This window comes from Thiomonas sp. UBA7699 (assembly GCF_002482605.1).
GTDB lineage: Bacteria > Pseudomonadota > Gammaproteobacteria > Burkholderiales > Burkholderiaceae_C > Thiomonas > Thiomonas arsenitoxydans.
Genome location: NZ_DLGH01000020.1, coordinates 105,728 through 130,028 on the forward strand (window position 1 = coordinate 105,728; position 24,301 = coordinate 130,028).

Genomic DNA, 24,301 nt, shown 5'->3' on the forward strand with positions numbered 1-24,301 from the left:
ATTAACCCAGATTGTCGTGGCGAACGGGCCGCAATGCTCGCGCCATCAAATAGATCAGGGCGGCGAACGGCCATAACCAACTCAGCCACTGCGGCAAACCATACAGCCGGATGAACAGACCCTGACTCCAGGCCTGCAGATTCAGCGCGTAATACGGCCCCGGCCCCGACCCATTGATCCACCCCAGCGCCAGCGCCAAACTGAGCGCTCCGAGCGCGGCGCCCCATCGCGGCGGCAGATACGACAGCGGCAAGCCGATCATCAACCCCAGCGCCACACTGCGCAGGGTGGGCACGGTCGCCCAGGCCAAGGCGTGTTCTGGGCCGAAACTCAAGGCGGCCGACAGGCTGACGGCCAGCAGGCCGGCGAAGGTCAGTGCCAGCGCCAGCCGCAGCCGGGGCGCGCCTGGCCGCAGCAGCGCCGCAAGCAGCAAAAGCGAACCGGCGAGCATGGCCGCGGTGATGCTGCTCTGGCGCAGCCCGCTCATCGGCGCGAAATCCGGCAATCGCAGGCCGCTGTTGACAAACCAAGCCGACAGAATCCGCCAAGTATCGGTATCGAGCGCAGGCTGCAACAGGGTCGGCCCGATCTGCCCGGTGCCGAACAGCACGGCGGCGGGCCAAAGCAGCGCCAGCGGCCACAGCGCCAACAGCAGCAAGCCATAGCCCACATGAGGCGCAAACCAGCGTTCCCGCCACAGCCGCAGCAGCGCCGCGAGCCGCAGCCGTGGCAGCAGCCAAACGCAGATCGCGGCGCCCAGCAGACCGCCGAGCGAATTGGTCAGCCAGTCGAGGTTGGACGACACGCGCATGGGCAGAAAAGCCTGCAAGGCTTCCATGCCGAAAGACACGCTGCTGGCCAACGCGCTGGCCGCCAGCCACGATGCCCAGCGCGGCCAGTGTGCCGGCAGATTGCGGGCGATGAGATAGCCCAGCGGCAGATAGCCGCCGACATTGATCAGCAAGTCGCTGAAGGTGATGTAGCGCGGCAGCGGCGCGAGCACGAAATCAAACGGCATCAGCCCCTGCCAGCGCCATCCCGAAAAGGGATAGAGGCTGGCATAGACGATCAGCAGCACATAGCCCGCCAGCGCATAACGCATGAAGCGGGAAACCGGGCGCGCACTGTGCGCAGGGCGATGCGGCGAAGGCATGAGACAACATGAACGCCAGCAAGCGGCGCGCCCGTAAAACCGTCAGAACGGCTTGATGACCACCAGCGGAATGATGATGAACAGAATGATGGTGGGAATTTCGTTGAACCAGCGATACCACTTGTGGCTGCGGGTATTGGTTCCCTGCTCGAACTGGCGCAAGATGCGCTTGCACCAGAACATATAGATCACCAGCAGCACGACCAGGGTGACCTTGGTGTGAATCCAGCCGTTGCCCGGGCCGCGCAGGCCGATGCCGTAATACAGCCACAGCACCAGGCCGAGAATGATGGCCGGCCACATCAGGATGTGGGTGAAGCGGTAGAGTTTGCGGCCCATCATCAGCAGACGCTCGCGCTCGGCTGTGCTGTCAGCGGGCACCATGGCCAGGTTGACGAAAATGCGCGGCAGGTAGAACAGCCCGGCGTACCACGCGATCACAAAAATGATGTGCCAGGTCAGCACCCACTGAAAAGCCATCTTGAACTCCCTTTCGCAGACAAGGTCGCAGTGTAAAAGAGCCTTGGCGCAAGCTTGTTGCCAGGGGACAAACGAATATTGCGGGCAAAAAAATCCCCGGCAGTGCTGGCCAGGGATTCAAGCCTTGAAACAAGGCCCCGCTCAGGGAGGAGAAGCGGGGGATGGCACATCTTGCAACGCACCATCCAGTTGAAAAAGATAGCATTCATCGCATCAAGTTCCACTCCATGACAAACCAAAGATGAAAAACTTTGTGAACCTGCCCGGATTTCCCGGCACCCGCATGCGGCGTTTGCGCCGTGACGACTTCAGCCGCCGCCTGGTGCGCGAGCACCGACTGGCAGCGGACGATCTGATCTACCCGGTGTTCATCCTCGATGGCGAGAACCAGCGCCAGAGCGTGGCGTCGATGCCCGGCGTGGAGCGTTTGAGTGTCGATCTGCTGCTGCCGGTGGCCGAGGAATGCGTGAAGCTGGGCATTCCGGTGCTGGCGCTGTTTCCCGTGATTGATCCCAAGCTCAAGACGCCCGACGGCATCGAGGCCGCCAACCCCGACGGACTGGTGCCCCGAGCGGTGCGCGCGCTCAAAGCGGCGTTTCCACAGCTCGGTGTGCTCACCGATGTGGCGCTCGACCCCTACACCTCACACGGCCAGGACGGTCTGCTCGACGACACCGGCTACATCATGAACGAGCCCACCGTGGCCATGCTGGTGAAGCAGGCGCTGGCGCAGGCCGCCGCCGGAGTGGACATCGTCGCCCCGAGCGACATGATGGACGGCCGCATCGGCGCGATCCGCCAGGCGCTGGAGGCCGACAGCCATATTCACACCCGCATCATGGCCTACAGCGCCAAGTACGCCAGCGCGTTCTACGGCCCGTTCCGCGACGCCGTGGGCTCGGCGTCCAACCTCGGCAAGGCCGACAAAAAGGTCTATCAGATGGACCCGGGCAACTCCGACGAAGCGCTGCGCGAAGTGGCGCTGGACATCGCCGAAGGCGCCGACATGGTGATGGTCAAGCCGGGCATGCCGTATCTCGACATCGTGCGCCGGGTGAAGGACGAGTTCCACATGCCGACCTTCGCTTATCAAGTGAGCGGCGAATACGCCATGCTCAAGGCAGCGGCGCAAAACGGCTGGCTCGACCATGACGCGGTGATGATGGAAAGCCTGCTGGCATTCAAACGCGCGGGGGCCGACGGCATCCTCACCTATTTCGCCGTCGAGGCGGCGCGCAAGTTGCGGCAAGGCTGAGCGCCCGGAGCCGCGCCATGAAAGTTCGTGTCTGGGATCTGCCGCTGCGCCTGTTTCACTGGGCACTGGCCGCCTGCGTGACCGTTTCCATCGTCACCGGGCTGATCGGCGGCAACGCCATGCAGTACCACTACTGGAGCGGCTACACCCTGATTGCGCTGCTGGTGTTCCGGCTGGTGTGGGGCGTGGTGGGCAGCCGTCACGCGCGGTTCTGGAACTTCGTGCACGGGCCGCGCGCCATTTGGCGCTATGTGCGCGGCGACGATCCGCGACCCGAACATCTGCGCGTCGGCCACAACCCGCTGGGCAGTCTGTCGGTACTGGCGCTGCTTACCGTGGTCGCGCTGCAGGTCATCAGCGGGTTGTTTGCGAACGACGAAATTTTCAACCAAGGCCCGCTGGCCAATTATGTGAGCGACCGCACCAGCGCGATTTTCACCTTCTATCACACCACCATCGGCCAGCCACTGATCTACGCCCTCGTCGGCCTGCACCTCGCGGCCATTGCCTATTACGCCATTTTCAAACGCGAAAACCTGGTGCGCCCCATGCTGACGGGCGATATCGACACCGTGGCCGGCGTGACGCCCGCGCGCGACACCTGGGGGCTGCGACTGCTTGCGCTGCTCATCGTGGCGGCGGGTGGCGTGCTGGCCTGGTGGGTTTCCACCCTGGGCAGCGTGGGCGGCTATTGAAGTCATCGATTCAGCGGCCAGCGCCCGATGACGTCGTAACGCCCGGTGCCCAGCACGGAGTGCACCAGCGCGAAGCCGCGCACCGTCCAGTGCAGCGGCGGGAAAGTGATCGGCGGCTGCGTCGCCTGCGCGCGCCGCGCCAGCGTGACATGCGGCGCGAAGGCGCGGGCATCGAACGGCAGACCGCGCTGGCCGACCTGCTCCGCCAGCGCGGCGCGCAACGACAGCAATTCCGCCGGGGGCTGCGACGGCGTGAGGTGCGCGATGCCGCCGTGGCGCCACACCGCTGCCCGGTCGAGCGTGAGCGCAAAGTCCACCCAGTTGCGCGCCACCCGTTCGCCCACCTCCAGCAGCGTCGTCACCCGGTCTGCGGGCACCCCCTCCATGAACAACACGGTGAGATGCAGTTTGGTCGCAGCCGCCGGTCGCGCGGGCGGCGCCCACTGCCAAAACGTCTGATGCTCGGCGATATGTCGGCGCAACGCCTGCCCCGGCCAGAGCGCGAAAAACAGCTGCAGCGCAACGGTTGGCTCAGGCGGGAGTTCGAGCGGCGTGTCAAACATGGGGCTTGACCTGTCTGAATGGGGGAATAGCGGCTTGCGCTAAGGTTCATCTCGTCATGCTACTCAACCTCCTGCCATGCCAAGCCGCCACGCCCCTACCCCGCCGTCTTTGTCTCCAGATGCCAACCGCAGGCGTCTGAACCTCGCCCTCGGCCTGTCCGCGGGCGGGCCGCTCTGGCTCGGGAGTCTGGCGGCGCAGGCCGCCGCCTTGCCGCCGCTGCCGCGCTACACCCAGCCGGTCGAGGCCCATTCACCACTAGTCGGCCGCATTCTGCAAAGCGGCCAGCAATTCATCGCCCCGCAACAACTGGTCAGTGACTGCGGACGGGCCGCTCTCTGCATGCTGGGCGAGCAGCACGATCACCCCGATCATCACGCGGTGCAGGCCTGGATCATTACCGCCCTGGCCCAGCGCGGCGATTTGGCCGCCGTCGCCCTGGAAATGGCGGACGCCGGACAGCGTTTCGACGGCCCGCGCGACGCGCCTGAAGCCGTGGTGCGCGGGCGGCTGCACTGGAACGAAGACGGTTGGCCGTGGAAGCTGTACGCCGCGCCGGTGATGGCCGCGGTGCGCGCCGGGGTGCCGGTGGTCGGCGTCAACCTACCGCAAGCTGCGATGCGCCCCGCCATGCAGCAGGCCCGTTGGGACGCCAGCGTGCCGCCTGCGGTGCGCCAACGCATTCTCGACGACGTGGCCGAAAGCCACTGCGGCCTACTGCCCGCCTCGCAACTTCCGGCGATGGCACGCATCCAGTTCGCCCGCGACGACTGCATGGCCGCGCACAGCCTGGCGCTGGCGCGGCCGGGCAAGACCGTGGTGCTGCTCACCGGCAGCTTCCACGCCAACCGCACTCTCGGCATCGCGCTGCATCTGGCAGCGCATGCGGCGCAGACCCCGCCGGGGGTGGCGCAGCCGCTTGCAGTGTTCAGCCTGCTGCTGCAAGGCCTGGCGCCCGATGTGCAGGCCGAGCTCCCAGCGGGCTATGACGCGGTGTGGTTCACCCCCGGCACCCCGCCGATCGACCACTGCGCCGAACTGCGGCGAATGATGCAGGGCGAGAAACCATCGGGCCAGCCAAAACCCTAAAACGTCTTGCGGCGCGGCGTTCGCGCCGGATCAAGCCCGCCGCTGCACCGCCTGCATGATGCCTTGCAACAAGGCCACCGGGCTGGGCGGACAGCCGGGCACGGTGACGTCCACCGGCAGCACCTCGGCCACCCGGCCACAGACCGCATAGCCCTCGCAGTGAATACCGCAACCCGCGGCGCAATCGCCTGCGGCGACCACCAGCCGGGGTTCGGGCATGGCGTCATAGGTGCGGCGCAGCGCCAGCTCCATATGGCGCGACACCGGGCCGGTGACGAGCAGCAGGTCGGCGTGGCGCGGGCTGGCGACGAAATGCACCCCCAGACCTTCGAGGTTGTAGTAGGGATTGGACAGGGCGTTGATCTCCAGTTCGCAGCCGTTGCACGAACCGGCATCGACCACGCGGATGGCCAGCGCCCGCCCGATCAGATGCAACAGATCAGCCGAAATGCGCTGCTCCTCGGCGTCGGTCGGCGCTGGCAAGGACGAGATTTGCGGAGCCTCACTGATGCGGCCCACGCGGGCGATTTGTCGCAGGGTCTTCCACATGGCGGCCTCAGAGATCGTGCCCGGAATAGGACAGATTGAAGGATTTGTTGATCAGCGGAAAGTCGGGGACGATGTCGCCGATCACCGCCCATCCGATGGCCGGCCAGTTCTGCCACGACGGATCGTGCGGGTGGCAGCGGGCGATGCGCCCCTGCGAGTCGGCCTCCAGCGCGATGCACTGCGGCCCGCGCCAGCCCTCCACCAGCCCCAGCGCCAGACCGGGGGCCAGGGTTTGCGGCCAATCTGCCCGCACGCTGCCGCCGGGCAGGCTGGCCAGCAGGTCGCCGCACAGCCGCAGGCTGGTGATCACTTCGGCAAATCGCACCGCCACGCGCGCGCCGACGTCGCCCTCCTGCGCCTGCGCCGCCTCCACGCCCAGCGCGGCGTAGGGCGCAAAGCGCGCAGCGGTGCGCAAATCCAGCGCCTGCCCGCTGGCGCGCCCGGCCAAGCCGATCATGCCCAGCCGCGCCGCCAGCTCGGGCAAGACCCGGCCCGTGGTCTTGAAGCGGTCTTGCAGACCTTCGTGCTGATCCAGAATGTCCTTGAGCCGCCGCACCTCTCCGCCCAGCAAAACCCCCTGGCTGTGCAGCATGGCCACGGCGTCGGCGTCCAGATCGAGCCCCACGCCGCCGGGCTGCACCGCGTCCATGGGATAACGCGCGCCGAATACCCGCACGTTGAGGCGCAACACGTCTTCCTTCAGACGGCCGAACTGCGCCAGCGCAAAGCCGAAGCCACCATCGTTGGCAATGGCGCCGATGTCGCCCAGATGATTGGCCAGGCGCTCGCGTTCGAGCAGCAACGCGCGCAGATGTAGCGCCCGCGGCGGCGGCTGCACCCCGGCCAGCGTCTCGCAGGCCATGCAATACGCCCAGGCATTGGCCACGGCGCTGTCGCCGCTCAGCCGCGCAGCCAGTCGCACGCCATCGTGCAGCGTCATGCCTTCGAAGCGCTTTTCCACTCCCTTGTGGGTGAAACCAAAGCGTTCTTCCAGCCGCAGAATTTTTTCGCCGACGATGGAAAAGCGCCACTGCCCCGGCTCGATCACCCCAGCGTGCACCGGCCCGACCGCTACTTCGTGCACGCCGTCGCCATCGACCGGGACGAAGGCATAGTGTTCGGCCTGCGGCTGGCCGCAGGGCGTCGGCGGCAGGGCGGCATCGTGCCGCAGCGGATAGACGTCGGCGCTCCAGGCGGTGTGACGCAGCCAGGGACGCGGGTCCATGCCCTGCGCCTGCACCCCCAGCAGGTCGCGCAGGGCGCGCTGCAGTCGGTCGGCCACGGGAAATTCGGCGTGCAGCCCGGGGTAATGCGTCACCCCCGAAGCCAGATCGAGCTGCAGCAGCGACAAGCCCTGCTCCTCCAGCCAGCAGGCATACAGCGACATGCCGCCGGAAGACGTGTCGCGCGTGTCTTTGCCCCACAGGGTGAGCAGCCGAGCGCCGCGCGCGGTGGCAGCCTGAATCTGGGCGGACCAGCCCAGCGCGTCCACGCGGTGGTGTTCGACGGGAAGAATGGCGCAGCGGGCTTGCATGGCTCAACCCCCGATCATCGCCGCTGCGGTGTGCCACCAGGACACCAGAAACTGCGGCATCCACAGCCCGAGCAGCAACACCAGCGCCAGATGCACAAACACCGGCACCATATTGGGCGCATGCGAGAGTTCACGCAGGTTGCTGCGGCCAAACACCATGCCCTGCCCACGCAGGAACAAGGCGCCGAAGGCCACACCCAGCCCGAGCAGCAAAATGGGCGTGGCCCAGGGCTGCTGCTGCATCGCCGTGGTGAGAATGAGAAATTCACTGGCGAACACGGAAAACGGCGGCATGCCCGCGATCGCCAGCACGCCGATCATCAAACCCCAGCCCAGCGCGGGTGATTGCTCGCGCAGCCCTTGAATGTCGTCGATGCGCTGGCTGTGCGCTTTTTGCGACGCGTGGCCGGTGGTGTAGAAAATGGCGCTTTGGGTCAGCGCGTGGCCGGTCATGTGCAGCAGCGCGGCGAAGTTGGCCAGCGGCCCGCCCATGCCGAAAGCAAAAGTGATGATGCCCATGTGTTCGATGGAGGAGTAGGCGAACATGCGCTTGACGTCTTTTTGCCGCCACAGCAAAAACGCGCCGACCAGCACCGAGAACAGGCCGAAAGCCATGAGCATCTGCCCCGGCCATGCGGCGTGCAAGCTGCCCTCGACCAGCACCTTGCTGCGCATGACCGCATACAGCGCCACATTGAGCAACAGGCCCGACAGCACCGCCGACACCGGCGTGGGCCCCTCGGCGTGCGCATCGGGCAGCCAGCTATGCAAAGGAGCTAAGCCGACCTTGGTGCCGTAGCCCACCAGCAAAAAGACGAAGGCGATGCCGATGATGCCCGGCTCCAGTCGGCCTTTGACCGCATCGAGCTGCGTCCACAGCAACGCATTCATGCCCGCGTGGCCCAGCACCCGCTCCGCCGCGAAATACAGCAGCACGGTGCCGAACAGCGCCAGCGCGATGCCTACGCCACACAGGATGAAGTATTTCCACGCCGCCTCCAGGCTGGCCTTGGTGCGGTAGAGCGAAACCAGCAGCACGGTGGTCAGCGTGGCCGCCTCCATCGCCACCCAGAGCAGGCCGAGATTGTTGGTGGTCAGCGCCAGCAGCATGGTGAACATGAAGGCCTGGTACATGCTGTGATAGAGCCGCAGACGCGCCGCGGTCAGCCGCCCGCGGTCTTGCTCGATGCGCATATAGGGCCGGGAAAACGCCGCCGTGGTCATGCCGACAAAGGCAGTGAGCGTCACCAGAAACACATTGAACGGATCGATGAAAAACTGCTCGGCAAACACCAGCATCGGCCCCTGAAAAATGACCCGCGCCGTCAACACGCAGGCAGCGACGAAGGTGGCGATGCTGAATGCCAAATTGACCCAGGGAGCGAAGCCGCGCTGGCCGACGAGAGCCAGCACCGCAGCGCCCAGCAGGGGGATCGCGAGGACGATGAGCAGTTCCATTCAGTCCTCTTTGAGTGATTCCATGTTTTGCAGATCCAGGCTGTCGAACTGTTCCCGAATCTGGAAGAAGAAAATTCCCAGGATGAACACGCCGACCAGCACGTCCAGCCCGATGCCCAGTTCCACCACCATGGGCATGCCCTGCGTGGCGCTGGTGGCCGCGAACAGCAGGCCGTTTTCCATGGCCAGAAAACCCACCACTTGCGCCACGGCCTTGCGCCGCACGATCATCATCAGGAAAGCCAGCAGCACCAGCGCCAGCGCGATGCCCAGGGTGCCGCGCATGGCCTCGCCAGCGAAGCGGGAAATGGGCTGTGCCAGAACAAAAGAGAAAATCACCAGCACGATGCCGATGAGCTGCAGGGTGGGAATGTTCACCAGGGTTTCGGTATCCCATTCGGCGTGCAGGCGGCGGATCAGCTTGTGCAGCACCAACGGCAGCACGATGACTTTGAGCAGCAGGGTGAGCGCGGCAGACTGATAGAGCTCGGCATCGCCCGTCGAGTAGGCCACGACGACGGTGCTGGCCACGAGCAAGGCGCCCTGCGCCGCAAACAGATTGACCAGATTGACCACTCGGCGCTGCGCCAGCATGGCGAAAGACAGCAGCAACAGCAAGGCGGCGATCAGGTGGATGAGCTGGGTGCTCAGCGGCAGAGCGGGCAGACCGGAAACGGACAACGCAGCGGCTGAAGACGCAGACGAAACCGCAGACGAAACCGCAGACGAAACCGCAGACGAAACCGCAGACGAAGCCGCTGACGACGCGGCCGAGAAGGCCGCGGCTGCGGAGGCGGAAACGAGCGGTGCGAGAACGGTCATGGCATTAGGCTCAATGCGAAAGCATCAGCCGCACCAGCAGGCCGAGCACGGCGAGCAAAAATGCGGTGCCGAGAAATTCGGGGTCGCGGAAGATGCGCAGCTTGGCGCTGAGGGTTTCGATCAGCGCGATGCCGAAACCGGCGGCCGCCAGCTTGAGCAGCAGCGGCGGCAGCGCGGCCAGCAGCCACATCACGCCGTCGGCGTGGTTCGCCATGCCCCAGGGCAGAAACAGCGCGAAGCCAATGCAGACATAGTTGAACAGCTTGAGACTGCTGGCCCACTCCACCAGCGCCAGATGACGCGCGGAATATTCGAGCACCATGGCCTCGTGGATCATGGTGAGTTCCAGATGGGTGGTGGGGTTGTCCACCGGAATGCGCGCGTTCTCGGCTAGCAGCACCATGATGAAGGCCACGGCGGCGAACGCCAGACTGGCGTGCAGCGCCAAGTGCTGCGATTGCAGGTATTCGGCAATCGTCGGCAACAGGGTGCTGCCCGAGATCAGCGACGAGGTGAACACCACCATCAGCAGCGCGGGCTCGGCGAGAAAACCCACCATCATGTCGCGCCGCGCGCCCATGCTGCCGAAGGCGGTGCCGATGTCCATGCCGGCCAGGGCGGTGAACACCCGCGCCAGCGCAAACAGTCCCACCAGCGCAATGACGTCGGCCGCCTGCGCAAACGGCAGATCGGTGGACAGCGAGGGGATGATGGCCGCAGCCACCACCATGATGCCCATCAGCAGATACGGCACGACGCGAAACAGCGCCGTGGCCTCGTGCGCCAGCACCGCGTCCTTGCGCAGCAGCTTGGCGATGCGCGCATAGGGCTGCCAGATGGGCGGCGCGCTGCGGTTGGACAGCCAGGCGCGGCACTGCGTCACCCAGCCGGACAGCAGTGGCGCCAGCAACACCGAGACGGCCACGGCCAGCAATTGGGTCAACAACGGGGTCAACACGGCGAAAGCGCTCATCGCAGCACCACCATCAACAGCACCAGCAGGGTGAGGAAGCTGTAGAGCAGATAGACCGAAATCCGTCCCTGCTGAATCTTCCCGACCTGCCGCGCCAACCACAGCACCGCCTGCGCCGCCGGGGTGTAAAACTGCGGCCAGAAGCGGTCTTCCACCGACACGCGGTAGCGCGGCTCGGCGTCGTCCGGGCGCGGCAGTTCCACCCGCATCAGGAAGAACGGGCTGAACACCCGGCGGATCGGCTGGCCGAAACCCTCGGCGCTGTCTTGCATGCGCCCGGTCAAGCCCGGCGCGCCGCAATCCCACGGCGCGGCGCGGCGCACACGCCCCGCATAGACGCGGTGGGTCAACAAGCCCGTCAAGCCGACGACCAGCAGGCCGACGAGCAGAATCGCCACAGGGCTGTACGACGCCCGATCCGGCGACAGCGGCACCAGCCAGAACCAATTGCCCATAGACGCATCACCCGCTTGCGCCAGCGGCTTGCCCAGCAACATCAGGTTGACCCGGTCGATGGCCTGCAGCACCCAGGTCGGAATCAGGCCCAGCAGCACACAGCCCGCGGCCAACCACAGCAGTCCGATGCGCTCCAGCCAGCCGACATCGTGCGCTTGCTCGAGTTGCGGCTCGCGTGCGCGGCCGAGAAAAATCACCCCATAGAACTTCACCATGACATACGCCGCCAGCGCCGCCGTCAGCACCAGCATGGCCGCACCCAGCGGAATGAGCAAATTGAAAAACGGCTCGGGAATCTGCGGCGTGAACAGAAACGACTGCAACAACAGCCACTCAGCGACAAAACCGTTGAGCGGCGGCAGCCCGGCAATCGCCAGCGTGCCGATCAAAGCCGTCCAGCCCACCCAGGGCATGGTGCGCAACAAGCTGCCGAGTTTTCCCAGACTGCGCTGGTGGGTGGCGTGGAGCACTGAGCCGGTGGTCAGGAACAGCAGGCTCTTGAAAAAGGCATGGTTGAGCAGGTGGTACAGCATGGCGGCGAGCGCCAGCGCCGCAAACACCGCCAGCCCGACCCCGTGAAACACTAGCGCCAGGCCAAGAGCGGCGAAGGCAATGCCGATATTCTCGATGGACGAATAGGCCAAAAGCCGCTTCATATCGGTCTGCACCGCGGCGAACAGCACACCGAACAAGGCGCCGAACAGCCCTAGCGCCAGCAGCGGCACGCCCCACCACCACAGCGGCGCATGCAGCAGATCGAAGCTCACCCGCAGCAGGCCATAAAGCGCGGTCTTGAGCATCACCCCGCTCATCAAGGCCGAAACCGGCGAAGGCGCAGCCGGGTGCGCCTCGGGCAGCCAGATGTGCAAGGGAACCAGGCCAGCCTTGGCACCAAAGCCGATGACCGCCAGACCGAAGGCCACGCTGGCCCAGGCCGGGCTCAAGTGCGCGTGGCGCATCGCCTCGAACGTCAGGCTGGCAATGCCGCCCTGCATCATCACCCCGAAACACAACAGCAGTGCGATGGCCCCCAGATGCGCCAGCAGCAGATACACATAACCGGCGCTGCGGATTTCCGCCATGCGGTGCTGGGAAATCACCAGGAAGTACGACGCCATGGCCATGACTTCCCACGACAGCATGAAGCTGTAGGCATCGGCCGCGAGCATCACCATGCACATCGCCGCCAGAAACACGTGGTACTGCATACCCAGCAGCCCCGGCGCCGTGCCCTCGCCCTCGCGGAAATAGCCCGAGGCGAAGGTGGAAATGCCGACGGTCGATGCGCCCAGCAGGAACAGGAAGAACCCCGACAGCGCGTCCAGCCGTAAATGCAGCGGCAGACCCGGCAGGCCGATGGGCAACACCAGCGATTGCGGCGCAGCGAACAGCGCCAGCAGCCCGACTGCGGCCATCACCAGACTGCCCAGCGCGCCCAGCGGAAAGATCACCCGCGCCACCCAGCGCGTGGAACGCGGCGAAATGAAACCAGCCAACCCCATGCACACCCAAGCCGCCACCACACCCAGGGCGATAGGAAGAAGATCGGGCGCGTTCATACGGGAGTTGCGTGAAAATGAGATTCACATAAGATGTGCGCTAAATGCTAATCTCATTTCCATAAAAATGGAACAACGCACCAGCCGCCTCACTGTCTTGATCGACCCGCAGAAGAAGGAGTTGTTCGAGCGCCTGTGCGCGCGCGAGGACCAGACGCCGTCGCAAGTGGTCCGACGCCTGATCCGCGACTACATCGAGTTCAAGCTCGGGCGGCCCTGGCAGCCGGGCGAATCCATCGACGAGGCGCTCAAGCGCTGAGCCTCTGCCGATGCAAAAACGCCGCTGCAAAACCGCAATAGGCTGCGCTGCTCCGCCGCAACAATCTCCCGCATGAAATCTCAGCAAAATCGAGGTGAGTCGTTCTTTTGGTGGGAAGGCGACACGCTGGTGGTCAACATTCTGGGAAAGCCCAGCGCAGGGGTCGATGCCATCGGCAAGCCCAAGGGGCCGCAACTCAAGGTGAGCGTGACGGCAGCGCCACGCGCTGGCCGCGCGACCGATCACATGGTGCGCTTTCTTGCCAAGGAATTCGGCGTGCCGACCTCGGCCATCGAAGTGGTGTTCGGGCGCATGAATGTCAACAAGCAGTTGCGCATCCAGGCCCCGCAAAAACTTCCCGCTGTATTCCAGCAAGCCAGCCTGCTCGATTGACGCGCCCGGTTTGATGCGTCTGGTCACGCACCGGGATTCAGCCCGCGATGCGATTGACCAGGAGGATCAACCGCCAGCACTCTCGCCTTGCTGCTTGAACAGCCTTGACGCCGCGGCGATTTGCGTCAACGCGGGCAGCAAAGCGGTGGCAGCAGCGGCGTCCAGGTGCTGAGGAAGGCGCATAGCACTCTGCCGTATCTGCTCAAAACCCAGGCCCTTGCGTGCAAAGACGATGCTGTTGCATCCGTCTTTGTCACCCGCCACCAGCACGGAATCGCCAAAGCTGCGCCGGATGCGGTCCAGGTGAATGGCGTAGTGCTCGTGGCTGTATTGCAAATTGACCACCATGATGCCGCCCGGGCGCAGTAGCGCGCATCCATCATCGTAAAAACGCTGGGAACACAGGCTCTGCGGCAGGCCCTCGCTGTCGTAGCCGTCGACCATCAGGATGTCGCAGGCTGACGCGCTGGTGCGCACATATTGCGCGCCATCGGCCCGCACGACGCTGAACCGATCGTCGTCGGAGGGGATATGAAACTCATCGCGCAGGGCAATGACATGCGGGTTGATCTCGACCACCAGGATGCGGGTCTGCGGCAGGTGGCGATAGCAGAATTTGGCCAGCGATCCCCCGCCCAGGCCAATCATGGTGATGTTTTGCGGTTCTGCCATGAACAGCAAAAATCCCATCATCATGCGCGTGTACTCCAAATGCAACGCATCGGGGTCTCGAAGTCGCATGCTGCTTTGCACTTCGCAAATGGTGAAGTGCAAAGCCTTGGAATGCAGTGTGTCGTAGACAAAGGGCCTGACGTGGTGTGTTGACTCTTGGGATTCGGGCATGGATAGCGGCAAGGGATGAGCCACAGACAGATGTCAGTCAGCGTTTCGTTCATGATCCTGCCCGTGACGCAGGCGGGAAACGGCAGAGACCGAACCGTTTGTATGGGCATGAAAATCACATGGTATGTGCGTTCAATACGCATGTCATGCAAGTTTCAGGGAGGATATCTCCTTGCGCCAAGCGGCCTGGGAAAATTCCCCAGGGTGAGCCCCGATCGGTTTGCGGGCATGAGCCAACGGCCTGATCGACCAGCGACAATGCGCCAACAGGCTGCCGGACGACCGCCGGTTTGAGGATCGCGAGCTGAGATGGGGCTATGAAGGGGCTGTGCGGCATTCTGCGCAACAGCTTTTTCCCCATCGCTTCGCCTGCGGGGCCGCAACTCCGCCTCCACCGGACATTCCCACAGCCCTTTTTCCGCTTCACGCCCCAAGCCCGGCAGACTTTTCATGGATTTCCTCGTTCTCCTTCTCGGCGGCGCCGTGCTCGGCCTCGCCGGCGTGTTCGTGCGTCTGGCCGACACCACCGCCAGCCTCGGTCCGTTTGCCAGCGCCTTCTGGCGCATGGCCGTGGCCGCGCCGTTTTTGCTGGTCTGGGCCGCGGTGCAATGGCAACTGCAGCGCAAGGCCCGCCCGGTTTCGGCCAGCCCCGCGCCTGGGCAAAATCCGCAATGGTTCAGCAAGAGGGCGGCCCCGCCCGCCCCGCTGGCGCACTGGCCGACCTGGGGACTGGCGCTGTTTGCCGCGGCCATGTTCGCGCTCGATTTGGTGTTCTTCCACCTCGCGGTGACCTGGACTGCCGTGGGCAACGCCACGCTGGAATCGAACTTCGCTCCCGTGCTCATCACCCTGGCTTTCTGGATCATCACCCGCAATGCGCCGCAGTCGGTGTTTCTCGCCGGGTTGGCCGCAGCACTGGGCGGCGCGGCCCTGATGATCGGCCCCAACTTCGGCCACAGCCGCGCGCTGCTGGGCGATGCCAGCGGACTGGTGTCCGCCGTGTTCTACGCGGCGTATCAGGTGGGCATTCAGCAGGCGCGGCAGCGTCTGTCCACCGCGCCGCTGATGGCCGTCGTCACCCTGCTCGCCGCCGTGGTGCTCTGGCCTTTCGCCCTCGCCGAGGGGCGGATGTGGCCGACTGCGGCCATCGGCTGGGTGTGGGTACTCGGGCTGGCGCTGCTGGTGCAGATCGGCGGCCAGGTGGTCATCGCCTACGCGGTACGCCGGCTCAACCCGGCGCTCTCATCCGTGGGCCTGCTGGTGCAACCGGCCATGGCGGTGGTGTATGCGTGGATTCTGCTGGGCGAGGCGCTGACCGCCCCGCAACTACTCGGCGCCGGGCTGGTGCTGGCTGGCATCTACCTAGCGCGCAAAGGGATGTAAGCGAGGATGTGAGCGCCCGTCATACCCTCGCAAACCCTTATTTCCCGCCTGGCGGCTTGGGCGCTTTGGCGATTTCAGCAGGCGTGCAGTTACCCAACGACACGAGGCAATACCGCACGTCCTTGGGCGCGCCGCCCTTGGGCCAGTCGTAGATGGCTGCCGGGAAATCAGGCCGGGGCTGGTGCGAGAAGTAATCCGCAACGTCCACCGCATCCTGATCGCTCATGCGACCGACACCCGTTGGCGGATGCAGACTGTCGGCCACCGGCATGGCGCCTTTGACGAAACCGGCTGCGGTGTAGGTACGCGCCATGCCCGCGCCGATGTTGAACGAATCCGGCCCCCACAGAGGCGGGAAGACATACTCGCCTTTGGCGTTCTTGCTCCCTTCGCCGTCGATGCCATGACAGGCGGCGCAGCGCTCGGCGTAGATCGCCTTGCCGCGCACGGGGTCAGGCTTGATCGAAGTGCTGATTTTGTACAGGGCGGCGCCCTTGACCTTGGCGTCGGCAGGAACGTCTTTGGCCATCCAGGCCATGAAGGCGAGCATGGCCTTCATTTCTGGGGAATTTTTGGGGATGGGCTTGCCGTTCATCGACCGCAACATGCAACCGTTGATGCGGTCCGCCATGCTCACCACCCGGGCAGCCCGAGGGTTGTACATGGGGTAGAGCGCGTTCTGACCCACAAAGGCCGAGGAGTGAGGCACGAAGCCGCCGCCCAGGTGGCAGCTCGTGCAATTCATCGCCGCGCCGACATTGTTGGGCAGCAGCTTCTTGGTCTGCGTCATCAGGCGATAGCCGTAGAGGATTTCCGCGCCGTTGGGCTCATGCGCCAGCGAAGCGAGATCAGGCGCTTTGAAGGGTACTTCGTGCGTCGGCTTGGGTTTGGCGACCAAAGCCGGTGCGGCTGCTGCGGGTGAGGAGGCGGTTTGGGCCATTGTTGGCTGGGCCGCAATGCCCGCCAGCATGCTCGCTGCCAGCAGGGTGCGCATCGAGAGGTTGGCGCGTGGATGAGTTTTGCTGTTTTGCATGATGGTCTCACTCAATGGGTTTTGGCGATGTCTGCGCGGACTTTCGCCACTTCGCTGGCGCTGACCGCCGCCCCGCTATTGCCCCAGCCGCTGCGCACGAAGGTGGCGATGTCGGCCACTTGCTGGTCGCTGAGCACGCCCGCGAAGGCTGGCATGGTGAACGGATGAACGCCTTTGACCTCAGCGGTCTTTCCCCCCGCCAGAATCACATGGATCAAGTTGAGTGCATCACGCGACTCCACCGTGGGGTTGCCCGCCATGGCCGGAAACACGCCTGCGGCCCCTTCTCCATCGTTCTGGTGGCAAACCGCGCAATACTGCGCATAGGCCAGAGAGCCCGCGGAATGCAGGTCGGGTTGCGGCACGGGTGCGACCGGCTGCGGCGCCTTGGGCTTGTTCGGGTCGGCAGGCAATGATTTGAGATAAATCGCCACTGCCTGCAGATCGGCATCGGTCCAGTACTGCGAGCTGTGGTGGATAACCTCGGTCATGCTGCCCACCGCCGCGCCGCTGCTGTTGCGCCCGGTCTTGAGCAGTTGCACGATGTCGGCCACGCTCCAGTTCCCCAGACCGCCCACGTCATTGCCGCGCAGATTCCTGGCGTACCAGCTTTCAATTGTGGCGCCCGAGAGAAATAGCGAGCCGTTTGCACCGCTGGCGCTCAAGGCCTTTTCCTGCATGCCGATGCCGCGCGGGGTGTGGCAGGCGCCGCAGTGACCCAGACCTTCCGTTAGATAAGCGCCGCGATTCCATTGCGCGCTTTGTTTCGGGTCGGGCCGATAGACGTGATCCTCAGAGACGTACATCCAGTTCCAGATCGCCAACGGCCAGCGTATGGTCAACGGCCAGATCATGGTGGGCGGCTTGTTGGGCTGCGCCACAGGCTTCACGCCCTGCATGAAATAGGCGTAAAGCGCCTTCATGTCTTCGGGCGTGACTTTGGCATATGACGGATAGGGCATGGCCGGATAAAGATATTTCCCGCCGGGCGCAACCCCATGACGCACTGCACGATCAAAATCCTCAAAAGAGTATTTGCCGATGCCATAAGTCGGATCGGGGGTGATATTGCTCGAATAAATCGTGCCTACCGGCAGCGGCATGGGAAAACCGCCCGCAAACGGCTTTCCGCCCTGTACCGCGTGACAGGCGATACAGTCTCCGACCTTGGCCACATAAGCGCCCCGTTCGATTTCCTGCGGTGAAAACTGAGGAGCAGCCTGCACCATACCGACTGCGCCGAATATCAATAGAAACCCAGATACATAATAAAATCTGGATTTTTTATTTGTGAATTTCATGTGACTACCTCCATATATCCCGCATTTTGTGCAATGCAGCAGTTATGGAGGTAGCTTAATGCGGCGTCCCTTTATCTTTTTGATTCAGCGCAAGAGATGTAAGGGTTGTAACTTTTAACGATGCTGCGGCGCAGCGGGCGGGGCGATGGCGCCCTCGCTGGGCCGCAGATCGGAGCCGAGCACTTCGCGTTCGTCGAACACAAAGCAGCCGCCCTGGTAGTGCGCGGCGCCAACCTGCTCGAAGTATTTGAGGATGCCGCCTTCGAGCTGATAGACGTGCTCGATGCCGCAGTCTTGCATCAGCAACGCGGCTTTTTCGCAACGGATGCCGCCAGTGCAGAAGGTCACCACGGTCTGCCCGGCGAAGTCGGCGGCGTGCTCTTCGACAGCGGGGGCGAATTCGCTGAATTTGCCGATGCGAAAGTCCACGCAGTCGGCAAAGCTGCCGAGATCGCGCTCGAAAGCATTGCGGGTGTCGAGCAGCACGACCGGGCGGCCTTCGTCGTCGCATCCGGCGTCGAGCCAGGCCCGCAGGCGCTCGGGCGTCACCGCGGGGGCGCGCCCGGCTTCGGGGCGGATCTGCGGGCGGTTCAGGGTGATGATCTCGCGCTTGATTTTCACCTTCATGCGCTTGAAGGGCTGAGTTGCAGAGAGCGATTCCTTCGGGCGGAGGTCGGCCAGCCGGGCGTCGGCGCGCAAGGTGGCCATGATGGCGTCGATGGCGCCGCGCGATCCGGCGAGAAACAGGTTGATGCCCTCGGGCGCGAGCAGGATGGTGCCCTTGATCTGCAGCGCCGCGCACTGCGCCGCCAGTCGCGTCTGCAGCGCGGGCAGGTCGTCGAGGCCGACGAACTTGTAGCAGGAGATGTTGACCACGGCGGGCGTGGCGCAAGGAGGTGATGTCATCATGGTGAGGAATTATCCGGCTGTGCCATCATCCGCCCTGCAACCCGACCCGCCGACCATGCCCCAATCCGCCCGCCCCAATCAATTCGCCCTGCTCGGCCAGCGCCGTTTCGCGCCGTTTTTCTGGACGCAGTTCGGCGGTGCGGGCAACGACAACCTGTTCAAGTTCGCCTTCACGGTGATGGTGGCTTACCGGGCCGAGGCCGCATCAGCCTTGTCCACCGGGCTGATGGTCAACCTCATCGCGGCGCTCTACATCCTGCCCTTCGTGCTGTTTTCCGCCACCAGCGGGCAACTGGCCGACAAGTATGACAAGGCGGTGCTGATGCGCCGCGTGAAGACGTTGGAAATCGCCATCATGGCGCTGGCGCTGTGGGGTTTCGTCACCGCCAACCTGCCCGCGTTGCTGGCCTGCGCCTTTGGCATGGGGCTGCATTCCACCCTGTTCGGCCCGGCCAAATACGCCTATCTGCCGCAGCATGTGAACAGCGCCGAACTCACCGGCGCCAATGGCATGACCGAGATGGGCACCTTCGTGGCCATTCTGCTGGGCAATCTGGCCGGCGGTCTGGTGATGACCTTTGAACGCGGCCCGCTGATCGCCGGGCTGGCCTGCGTGGCCGTGGCGCTGCTGGGCTGGACGGCTGCGCGCTTCATTCCGCCCACCGCCGCGGTGGACCCGCAGTTGCGCATCAACTGGAACCCGTTCACCGAAACCGCGCGCAATCTGCGGCTGGCCGCCGCCGACCGCACGGTGCTGCAGGCGCTGCTGGCGATTTCGTGGATGTGGTTTTACGGCGTGGCGTTTCTCACCCAGTTTCCGGTGTTCGCCAAGGATGTGCTCGGCGGTAACGAGGCGGTCGCCTCGCTGTTGCTGGCGGTGTTTTCCATCGGCATCGCGCTGGGCTCGGTGGCTTGCGAATGGCTGGCGCGCGGGCGGGTGGAGATCGGCCTGGTGCCGCTGGGCGCCATCGGCATGACGGCGTTCGGCATCGACCTGTATTTCGCCACGCTGCACCTGCCGCATGAAGCCGCGCTGCAAGGCGTGATGCCCTTCGTGCGCGATCCGGCGCACTGGCGGGTGATGCTCGACCTGTTTTTGCTCTCGGCCAGCGCCGGGATTTACAGCGTGCCGCTCTACGCCCTGATCCAGCACCACACCCCGGCCACGCACCGTTCGCGGGTGATCGCGGCCAACAACATTCTCAACGCGATTTACATGGTGGTGTGCTCGGGCTATTGCGCGGCGCTGCTGGTGGCCGGGGTGAGCGTGCCCGCGCTGCTGCTGAGCGTGGCGCTGCTCAATGCGGTGGCCGCGCTCTGGCTGATCTGGCGCCAGCCGCTGTACGGCCAGCGCTTTCTGGCCTGGGCGCGGCAAAGGGCGTGATCAAACAGGTTTGACCGACTGTGCGAACATGCCGGAGTTTTTTCCGCATCACGCATGTCTTCCACGCCTCCATCCCACGATCCGCCGCTGTCTGTCAACCAGTTCAAGCTGCTGGGCCAGCGCCGATTCGCGCCGTTTTTCTGGACGCAGTTCACCAATGCGGGCAATGACAACCTGCTGAAGTTCGCCTTCACCATGCTGGTGACCTACCGCGCCGAAGCGCAGACCGGGCTGCCTGCGGGGCTGATGGTCAACCTGATCGCCGCGCTGTATGTGCTGCCCTTCGTGCTGCTGTCGGCCACTGCCGGGCAACTCGCCGACAAGTGCGACATGGGCGTCATCATGCGGCGCATCAAGACCTTCGAGATCGTCATCATGCTCGCGGCGCTGTGGGGCTTCATTACGGTGAACGTGCCGCTGCTGTTGCTGTGCGTGCTGGGCATGGGGCTGCATTCCACCCTGTTCGGGCCGGTGAAGTTCGCCTATCTGCCGCGCCACCTGCACACGGCCGAGCTCACCGGCGGCAACGGCATGACGGAAATGGGCGGCTTTGTCGCCATTCTGTTGGGCAGCATGATTGGCGGGGTGTTGATGACCTATCCGCAAGGGCCGGTGTTTGCCGGGGTGGCCTGTCTCGTCGTCGCATTGGCCGGCTGGACGATGGCGCGCTTTGTGCCGCGCACCCCGCCGCTGTGCAGCGACACCCGCATCAACTGGAATCCGTTCAGCGCAACGGCGCGCAGCCTCAGGCTCGCAGCGGCCGACCGCCCCGTACTGGTCGCGCTGATCGCCATTGCCTGGATGTGGTTCTACGGCGTGGCCTTCCTCACCCAGTTTCCGATCTTCACCCGCGAGGTGGTGCACGGCAGCGAGGCGGTGGCGTCGCTGCTGCTGGTGATTTTCGCCGTGGGCATCGGCCTGGGCTCGGTGGCCTGCGAGTGGATGGCGCATGGCCGGGTGGAAATCGGCCTGGTGCTGGTCGGCGCCATCGGCATGTCGGTGTTCGGCATCGACCTCTACTTCGCCACGCAAAATCTGCCGCACAGCGGGCAGTTGCAAACCCTCACCCTGTTCCTGCGCGAAGGCGAGCACTGGCGGCTGATGGTCGATCTGCTGCTGGTTTCGGCCAGCGCCGGGATTTACAGCGTGCCGCTTTATGCCTTCATTCAGCACCGCGTGGCCGAAACCCACCGCGCTCGCGTAATCGCTGCCAGCAATATGCTCAACGCCCTGTTCATGATTGCCTGCGCGGCGTATTGCGCCGTGTTGCTCACCGCAGGCGTGGGCGTGCCGATGCTGCTGCTCACCGTGGCCGTGTTCAACGCCCTGGTGGTGGCCTGGTTGGTGCGAACGCAGCCGGTGTATGGGCGGCGCTTCGTCGCCTGGGTGCTGCGCCGAAAAATGGCGGCGGGTTCTTGAGCGCCCGCTGATCTGCTTGGCTGATTTTCATTTCAACCACGGATCCCATCCCAACCCTATGGTCTTTAGTAAGGTGTAAAGTTTGCCTCTCCACCGTACCCGCCCGCGCCGCACCATGCCGCTCCCTCAAGCCCGCTTTGAATCGTCCCAGCTCACCATTGGCGAGTTGGCGCAGCGTGCGCAACTGGGCGCGGAAACGCTGCGTTACTACGAACGTCTGGGACTGCTGGCTCCAACGCAGCGCACCGCCAGCGGCTACCGGCTGTACGCGCCGCAGGCCATCGAGCGGCTCGATTTCATCCGGCGGGCGCAGGCGCTGGGGTTTTCGCTGGCGCAGATCGGCGAGCTTCTGGCGCTGCACGCCCGGCCCGAGGCCGATATGGGCGCGGTGCGCACCCTCGTCGCGCAACGAGTGGCCGAGATCGACGCCAAGATGGACGATCTGCAGCGCATGAAAAAAGGCCTGCAGACCCTGCTCGACGCCTGCCCCGGCCACGGCCCCACGGCGCAGTGCCCCATCCTCGGCGCCTTACGAAATGGAGATCCGACATGAAAGCGCTTACCCCCCCCGCACCAGACTTGTCCGCCTGCCCGGTGGATCTACCCGAGACGCCAGAGCCATCCGGCAAGGCCCCGGCCGCGGGCCAGACCTTGCGGCTCGATGTGGGCGGCATGACCTGCGCCTCATGCAGCGCTCGGGTGGAACGCGCCCTGAACAAACTTCCCGGCGTACAAGCCGCCAGCGTCAACCTCGCCACCACGCAGGCCGAGGTGACATACGACCCGCAGACCGCCACGCCGCAAGCCATTGCCGATGCGGTGAGCGCCGCGGGCTACACCCCGATCGTCGCCGAAACTGCGCTGGACGTGGAAGGCATGACCTGCGCCTCCTGCGTCGGCCGGGTGGAGCGCGCGCTGCGCAAGCAGCCCGGCGTGCTGTCGGCCACGGTGAATCTGGCGGTCAACCGCGCGCAGGTGCGTTATCTGCCCGCCATGCTCGACGCCCAGGCGCTGGCGCAGGCCGTGGTGGACGCGGGCTACGGCGCCCGTCCAGTGCAAGAGGGCGATGCCGCAGCCGAAGACGCCAGCGCGGCCGCCCACGCCCGGAATCTGGCGCGCATGCGGCGCGGCTTGCTCCTCGCTGCCGCGCTGGCCCTTCCCGTGCTGCTGCTGTCGATGTTGCCCATGCTCTGGCCCGCGCTCGACGCTGCGCTGCTGCGTGTCTCACCCGTTCCGCGCTTCTGGGACTGGGTGCAGTTCGTTCTCACCAGCGCCGTGCTGTTCGGCCCCGGGCGGCGGTTTTTCCGCACCGGCGCCATCGCCTACCGCCATCTCTCGCCCGACATGAATTCGCTGGTTGCCACCGGCACCGGCGCGGCCTGGGCTTACAGCACGCTGGTGCTGCTGGCGCCGCAATGGTTTGCCGCCGAGTCGCGGCATGTGTATTTCGACTCCGCCGCGGTGGTGGTAGCGGTAATTCTGGCGGGCAAGTATCTGGAAGAACTGGCCAAGGGCCGCGCCTCGACCGCCATCCACAAACTGCTTGGGCTGCAGGCCAAGCAGGCCACCCGTCTTGACGCACAAGGCGCTGAACAACAAGTCAGCCTCGCCGCGCTGCACATCGGCGACCGCGTGCTGGTGCGCCCCGGCGAGCGCATCCCGGTGGACGGCAGCGTGATCGAAGGCGACAGCCATGTGGACGAATCCATGCTCACCGGCGAGGCCGTGCCGGTGCGCCGCAAGCCGGGCGACCGGGTGGTGGGCGGCACGGTCAACGCCGAAGGCCGGTTGGTGATCGAAGCCACCGCACTGGGCAAGGACACCGTGCTGTCGCAGATCGTGCGGCTGGTGGAAAGCGCGCAGACCGGCAAGCTGCCGGTGCAGCGCGTGGCCGACCGGGTGGTGGCGGTGTTCACCCCCGTGGTGCTGCTGATCGCCGCCGCCAGCTTCGCCGCGTGGCTGGCGCTCACCGGAGACGTCAGCGCTGCGCTGGTGGCCGCAGTCGCCGTGCTGGTGGTGGCCTGCCCCTGCGCCATGGGTCTCGCTACCCCGGCGGCCATTCTGGTGGGCAGCAGCCGCGCGGCCGAAATGGGCGTGCTGTTCCGCAAGGGCGAAGCGCTGGAAGCGCTGTCCCGCATCGACACCGTGCTGCTCGACAAAACCGGCACCGTGACGCTGGGCAAACCCGCGCTCACCGCGCTGCACAGCACGCTGGATGACACCGCCGCGCTGCGACTCGCCGCCGCGCTGGAAGCCGACTCCGAGCACCCCCTGGCTCGCGCCGTGCGCGACGCCGCCGCGCAACGCGGCCTGACCCCGCCCTCCGTGCAGGGCTTCGCCGCCATTCCCGGCTACGGCGTGCGTGCCAGCCTCGACGGTCACACCCTGCTGCTGGGCGCGCGGCGGCTGATGGAGCGCGAAGGCATCTCGCTGAATACCCTGGGCGAGCAGGCCGACGCGCTCGAAGCCCAAGGCCAGACCGCCGTGTTTCTGGCGCAAGATCAGAATTGCATCGCCGTGCTGGGCATCTCCGATCCCCTCAAGCCCGAGGCCGTCGCCGTGGTGCAGGCGCTGCGCCAGCGCGGCCTGGCCATCGCCCTGGTCACCGGCGACGCCCGGCGCACCGCGCAGGCCGTGGCCGATGCGCTGGGCATTCAGGACGCCCCCGCCGCCGAGCCGTCTCAAGGCGGGGGCAGCCCCCTCGGGGGGCAGCGAGCGCATGCGAGCGTGGGGGTCTCCGTCCCCGCCGCCGAGCCGCCTCAAGGCGGGCATCTCCCCCTCCCAACCTCCCCC

The 24,301-nt window shown here is 65.2% G+C and carries 23 protein-coding genes; 10 read left to right on the plus strand and 13 right to left on the minus strand.

Features of this window, described 5'->3' with window-relative positions; genetic code table 11:
• Nucleotide 1: 1 nt before the first annotated feature.
• Complete coding sequence (locus B3H47_RS09110) at nt 2-1,153, minus strand: VanZ family protein (protein ID WP_286986785.1); 1,152 nt, start codon at nt 1,151-1,153, stop codon at nt 2-4.
• Between the two features lie 42 nt (nt 1,154-1,195).
• Nucleotides 1,196-1,633, minus strand: coding sequence for a CopD family protein (locus B3H47_RS09115; protein ID WP_013104465.1), 438 nt, complete (start codon nt 1,631-1,633; stop codon nt 1,196-1,198).
• Nucleotides 1,634-1,874: 241 nt separating this feature from the next.
• On the opposite strand from B3H47_RS09115, the gene hemB reads away from it, so the two are divergent.
• Nucleotides 1,875-2,888 (plus strand): porphobilinogen synthase, encoded by a 1,014-nt coding sequence (gene hemB, locus B3H47_RS09120; RefSeq protein ID WP_286730851.1) that lies wholly within the window; start codon nt 1,875-1,877, stop codon nt 2,886-2,888.
• Nucleotides 2,889-2,905: 17 nt separating this feature from the next.
• Complete coding sequence (locus B3H47_RS09125) at nt 2,906-3,583, plus strand: cytochrome b/b6 domain-containing protein (RefSeq protein ID WP_286986786.1); 678 nt, start codon at nt 2,906-2,908, stop codon at nt 3,581-3,583.
• 2 nt (nt 3,584-3,585) lie between these two features.
• Here B3H47_RS09125 and thpR read toward each other — a convergent pair whose 3' ends face one another.
• Nucleotides 3,586-4,146 carry an RNA 2',3'-cyclic phosphodiesterase gene (thpR, locus tag B3H47_RS09130; protein ID WP_286986787.1) on the minus strand — a complete coding sequence of 187 codons (561 nt, stop codon included), beginning with the start codon at nt 4,144-4,146 and terminating at the stop codon, nt 3,586-3,588.
• A 109-nt stretch (nt 4,147-4,255) separates the two neighbouring features.
• On the opposite strand from thpR, the gene B3H47_RS09135 reads away from it, so the two are divergent.
• Complete coding sequence (locus B3H47_RS09135) at nt 4,256-5,233, plus strand: ChaN family lipoprotein (protein WP_286986788.1); 978 nt, start codon at nt 4,256-4,258, stop codon at nt 5,231-5,233.
• A gap of 30 nt (nt 5,234-5,263) precedes the next feature.
• Here the strand turns inward: B3H47_RS09135 and B3H47_RS09140 are convergent, their stop codons facing one another.
• From B3H47_RS09140 to hyfB, 6 genes are read right to left on the minus strand one after another with little or no spacing between them, the layout of a single operon-like run.
• Nucleotides 5,264-5,782: an NADH-quinone oxidoreductase subunit B family protein gene (locus B3H47_RS09140; RefSeq protein ID WP_286986789.1), complete on the minus strand. Its 519-nt coding sequence runs from the start codon at nt 5,780-5,782 to the stop codon at nt 5,264-5,266.
• Between the two features lie 7 nt (nt 5,783-5,789).
• Nucleotides 5,790-7,316 (minus strand): NADH-quinone oxidoreductase subunit C, encoded by a 1,527-nt coding sequence (locus tag B3H47_RS09145; protein WP_286986790.1) that lies wholly within the window; start codon nt 7,314-7,316, stop codon nt 5,790-5,792.
• 3 nt (nt 7,317-7,319) lie between these two features.
• Nucleotides 7,320-8,774 carry a hydrogenase 4 subunit F gene (locus B3H47_RS09150; protein ID WP_286986791.1) on the minus strand — a complete coding sequence of 485 codons (1,455 nt, stop codon included), beginning with the start codon at nt 8,772-8,774 and terminating at the stop codon, nt 7,320-7,322.
• Entirely contained in the window at nt 8,775-9,596 is an 822-nt protein-coding gene (locus B3H47_RS09155; RefSeq protein ID WP_013122072.1) for a formate hydrogenlyase, read from the minus strand.
• A gap of 10 nt (nt 9,597-9,606) precedes the next feature.
• A complete protein-coding gene (locus tag B3H47_RS09160; RefSeq protein WP_276728908.1) occupies nt 9,607-10,569 on the minus strand; it encodes a respiratory chain complex I subunit 1 family protein in 963 nt (320 codons plus the stop codon).
• A complete protein-coding gene (gene hyfB / locus B3H47_RS09165) occupies nt 10,566-12,584 on the minus strand; it encodes a hydrogenase 4 subunit B (protein ID WP_286986792.1) in 2,019 nt (672 codons plus the stop codon). Before hyfB ends, B3H47_RS09160 begins: the two co-directional genes overlap by 4 nt.
• A 67-nt stretch (nt 12,585-12,651) precedes the next feature.
• Between hyfB and B3H47_RS09170 the strand changes: the two genes are divergently transcribed.
• Together B3H47_RS09170 and B3H47_RS09175 are read left to right on the plus strand one after the other, a co-directional pair.
• A complete protein-coding gene (locus B3H47_RS09170; protein WP_013104454.1) occupies nt 12,652-12,843 on the plus strand; it encodes a ribbon-helix-helix protein, CopG family in 192 nt (63 codons plus the stop codon).
• A gap of 72 nt (nt 12,844-12,915) precedes the next feature.
• Complete coding sequence (locus B3H47_RS09175; protein WP_286986793.1) at nt 12,916-13,236, plus strand: DUF167 domain-containing protein; 321 nt, start codon at nt 12,916-12,918, stop codon at nt 13,234-13,236.
• 66 nt (nt 13,237-13,302) lie between these two features.
• On the opposite strand, the gene B3H47_RS09180 is transcribed toward B3H47_RS09175, so the two are convergent.
• Complete coding sequence (locus B3H47_RS09180; RefSeq protein WP_349681461.1) at nt 13,303-14,079, minus strand: transferase; 777 nt, start codon at nt 14,077-14,079, stop codon at nt 13,303-13,305.
• Nucleotides 14,080-14,529: 450 nt separating this feature from the next.
• Between B3H47_RS09180 and B3H47_RS09185 the strand changes: the two genes are divergently transcribed.
• Nucleotides 14,530-15,462, plus strand: coding sequence for a DMT family transporter (locus tag B3H47_RS09185; RefSeq protein WP_286986794.1), 933 nt, complete (start codon nt 14,530-14,532; stop codon nt 15,460-15,462).
• 37 nt (nt 15,463-15,499) lie between these two features.
• Here the strand turns inward: B3H47_RS09185 and B3H47_RS09190 are convergent, their stop codons facing one another.
• From B3H47_RS09190 to B3H47_RS09200, 3 genes are all read right to left on the minus strand, one after another.
• Nucleotides 15,500-16,495 (minus strand): c-type cytochrome, encoded by a 996-nt coding sequence (locus tag B3H47_RS09190; RefSeq protein ID WP_286986795.1) that lies wholly within the window; start codon nt 16,493-16,495, stop codon nt 15,500-15,502.
• An 11-nt stretch (nt 16,496-16,506) separates the two neighbouring features.
• On the minus strand, nt 16,507-17,796 hold the full coding sequence (locus B3H47_RS09195) for a cytochrome c (protein ID WP_414718236.1): 1,290 nt from the start codon (nt 17,794-17,796) through the stop codon (nt 16,507-16,509).
• 114 nt (nt 17,797-17,910) lie between these two features.
• A complete protein-coding gene (locus B3H47_RS09200) occupies nt 17,911-18,702 on the minus strand; it encodes a sulfurtransferase (RefSeq protein WP_286986797.1) in 792 nt (263 codons plus the stop codon).
• A 58-nt stretch (nt 18,703-18,760) separates the two neighbouring features.
• Between B3H47_RS09200 and B3H47_RS09205 the strand changes: the two genes are divergently transcribed.
• The 4 genes from B3H47_RS09205 to B3H47_RS09220 form a co-directional block, all read left to right on the plus strand.
• The gene (locus B3H47_RS09205) at nt 18,761-20,089 is read left to right on the plus strand and encodes an MFS transporter (RefSeq protein WP_414718237.1); all 1,329 of its coding nucleotides are present in this window, start codon (nt 18,761-18,763) and stop codon (nt 20,087-20,089) included.
• Between the two features lie 54 nt (nt 20,090-20,143).
• Nucleotides 20,144-21,508, plus strand: coding sequence for an MFS transporter (locus tag B3H47_RS09210; protein WP_286986798.1), 1,365 nt, complete (start codon nt 20,144-20,146; stop codon nt 21,506-21,508).
• Nucleotides 21,509-21,623: 115 nt separating this feature from the next.
• Nucleotides 21,624-22,061 carry a heavy metal-responsive transcriptional regulator gene (locus tag B3H47_RS09215; RefSeq protein ID WP_286986799.1) on the plus strand — a complete coding sequence of 146 codons (438 nt, stop codon included), beginning with the start codon at nt 21,624-21,626 and terminating at the stop codon, nt 22,059-22,061.
• A partial coding sequence (locus tag B3H47_RS09220; RefSeq protein WP_286986800.1) for a heavy metal translocating P-type ATPase occupies nt 22,058-24,301 on the plus strand: 2,244 nt, incomplete at its 3' end. The genes B3H47_RS09215 and B3H47_RS09220, both read left to right, overlap by 4 nt.